This is a genomic window from Vibrio genomosp. F6 (genome assembly GCF_005146325.1).
Lineage (GTDB): Bacteria > Pseudomonadota > Gammaproteobacteria > Enterobacterales > Vibrionaceae > Vibrio > Vibrio cortegadensis.
This window is the reverse complement of record NZ_SYUT01000101.1, coordinates 1,102-4,036: the sequence shown is the minus strand read 5'-3', so window position 1 is coordinate 4,036 and position 2,935 is coordinate 1,102. Positions and strand designations below refer to the sequence as shown.

The window sequence follows — 2,935 nt, the reverse complement described above, 5'->3', positions numbered from 1 at the left end:
ATGGTCATTTTGATGGCAACTTTCACGGAACAAACAGGTGTGTAGCTCGAACGCAGAACAAAGATAAACGAATAACTTAACCCTTTGAATCTTATGCAATATAACGCCCAATTAAGGTGTGAGCCACGCTACCACGACACTCAAATTGGACACCGTAAACACTAAACTAAACCCAAACCAAAAATGCCAAGCGTGGGGAATCACTCTTAAATTGTTTGTTATGAGTTTATTTGGGTATTTGTCGATAGTAGATACCTTATTTCACGAATAGCTTCATCCTTAGTTTCCCTTAATGCAAAGTACAAATCTGAAGGGATTTTTCCATCTGATGACTCTGAATAAATATTGATTACCAAACCTAATAATTTATCAGCTAAGATATCAAGTTGTTCAGGAAAAAGTATTCTTTTCTCGTGATAATAAGTGCGCATTTTAATTACTAAATTATGAAATTCTTCTCTTGCTTCTGGGTCTGAAACTCCGTCATTGAGCCGCCCCTCCAAAGCTAAAACAATACCGTATAGCTCAATAATGACATTGGCTTGTCGTTCAAAAATCCCACTATATGAGACTTGAATTCTTGTCCGCTCTCTTTCTAAATTATCTTTAAATGCGGCAAGTTGTAGATCAGCCTTTGCTTGCAATTGTGCTTCATGTACTTTTAAATCTCTATCAAGATATTGCTTAACTACTGATTTAAGTAAATAAGCAACTAATCCAAGCAATACGCTACTCGATGCTACAATTGTGATTACTTCCTTCATTCTTACCTCTAAAGGTTAATTCCGAGAAACTCATAACGCCGCATTAAGGGGTGAACGACGCCTCCACCCAACTTAAAGCATTGTACCGTAAACACTAAATTTGAAGTAGATACAAAAATACCAAGCGTTGTGAATCCCTCTTAAATGCTTTGTTAGCTGCGTTTTGAAACTGGCAAAACTTCTGCCGTTTCTGTATCGAGCATTTCTAAAACACTTTCAAAGCCATGTTTTGGCAACCAACCTAACTTGTTCTGTGCTAACGATGAGTCATATACACGATCCAAAGTTTCGGGTAATTGCCACCCTCTTTGTCTAAAGGCAGAAGCTATCTCAGGACACCTTTGTGCGAGAACTGAGCTTGCATCGTTATATAAAGCTTCGCAATCCAAAGGGTTAAAAGGTGTTGCACCCGAGATGATAAACCGATTAAAACCACTTAAACGTTTTTCTACTGCACATAAATGAGCACTTGCTACATCACGAGCATCGATACCACGAGTTAAGCGAAATACTGCCATTAAGTCCGCGGGCTCTGGAAAACACCTAGACATTTGTAACACTGTCACAGGAAGATTGAACAGATTTGAAATTTCTTTAAGTTTGTTTTCAGCTGCAATTTTGCTTTTGTGATAAATCGATTTCGGTTGAGGGATAATTTGTTCATTCACCCAACCAGTAACACCTTTAGGTGTTGAAGCATAACCGTACAACGCTGTTGTACTAGTAAAAATGAAGTGCTTAACGCCTGCTTTTCCACCAGCCAAAGCCAGTTTCTCGGTTGCGTCTACGTTGATAGACTGAAACTCTGAATCAGGCACTAAGCCAACATGAGGAGCATGAAGAGCTGCTGTATGAATAATTACGTCGATATTTTCAAGAGCTTCATTGAGCAGCGCACTATCACGAATATCACCAATATAATCAGCCGTTGAACAAGGTGTTTTATCAAAGCCAACTACGTCATGTGTTCGCATTAACTTGATATGGATTGCACGCCCCACTCTACCCGCTGAGCCTGTTACCAATATTCTCATTTACTACACCTTACTAATTATTGACCCCAAAGCAGCTAACGCCGCGTTAAGTGGTGAGCAACGCTACCACTGCACTTAAAGCATTGTACCGTAAACACTAAATTTGAAGTAGAAGCAAAAATGCCGAACGTTGGGAATCCGTCTTAAACGCTTTGTTATGGCGAAGCTCACGTTTAGCGATTTAGTTCCGTCCAACTTGAGAATAAGCCAAGATCTGTATATTGATGCTCAAAGGCACGCTTGTAACGCACACCAACATACTTTGCCTTACCTACCAAATTTAAACCCACCAAAAACTGTTTAGCAGATGACTTCCTTTCGAATACCGGAATGCCTAAAACTTCAAACTCCTTTAGGGTATCCGAGTCAACCAATATATTGCCATCATGATCATAATGTACATGTTCAAGACGAACAGTCTTAAACTCGACACTTTCTAATGAAAGACTTGGTTCAAATGCATAGATTGCCTGATTTTTAGTTGCTGTATTTGCTAATACAAATGCCATTTTTTTCTCCTAAGCCATAACGCCGCGTTAAGTGGTGAGCAACGCCACCACCCTACCTAAACCATTGTGATATAAACACTTAAATTGAAGAAAGCCGAAAGTGCCAAGCGTTGGGAATCCGTCTTAAACGCTTTGTTATGTGGTGAAGTCATCTATGCAAACTTTCTCAGTCAGCGCAGCTCTATGAATCAGTTGACCGCCGCTTCCGTGATAAGTTTCTGCTCTGAGATGGATTAGTTGACCACACGATCTACAAGCAAAATAGTTATTTACGATATCGCCCCAATACTTCCCTTTAGAAAATCTTGAAAAAGGTTCCCCAAAAGCACCGTACCCTAGGTATTTAAGAGTTTTAGATTCGACGTTTCTTCTAACAAGGAGAATTGCTTCAACCAAGTCATTCGGATTGCTGATTTCCAATTTAATTTGTTTGCAGTTATCACAACTCATATCTCATCCCGTTTAACCACATAACGCCGCATTAAGGGGTGAACAACGCCTCCACCCGACCTAAAGCATTGTACCGTAAACACTAAATTTGAAGTAGATACAAAAATGCCAAGCGTTGAGAATCCCTCTTAAATGCTTTGTTATATTGCCCGCACGACAGAGCCAAGTTTAGCGCCAA

4 protein-coding genes are annotated in these 2,935 nt (G+C 39.8%); all 4 read right to left on the bottom strand.

The features are described 5' to 3' along the window. Positions 1-218: 218 nt before the first annotated feature. Positions 219-764, bottom strand: coding sequence for a hypothetical protein (locus FCV43_RS19765; RefSeq protein WP_136996136.1), 546 nt, complete (start codon positions 762-764; stop codon positions 219-221). A 152-nt stretch (positions 765-916) separates the two neighbouring features. Beyond that, complete coding sequence (locus tag FCV43_RS19760; protein WP_136996135.1) at positions 917-1,798, bottom strand: NAD-dependent epimerase/dehydratase family protein; 882 nt, start codon at positions 1,796-1,798, stop codon at positions 917-919. Between the two features lie 173 nt (positions 1,799-1,971). After that, on the bottom strand, positions 1,972-2,307 hold the full coding sequence (locus FCV43_RS19755; RefSeq protein ID WP_136996134.1) for a hypothetical protein: 336 nt from the start codon (positions 2,305-2,307) through the stop codon (positions 1,972-1,974). 135 nt (positions 2,308-2,442) lie between these two features. Next, positions 2,443-2,757 (bottom strand): hypothetical protein, encoded by a 315-nt coding sequence (locus tag FCV43_RS19750; protein WP_136996133.1) that lies wholly within the window; start codon positions 2,755-2,757, stop codon positions 2,443-2,445. Between the last annotated feature and the right edge of the window lie 178 nt (positions 2,758-2,935).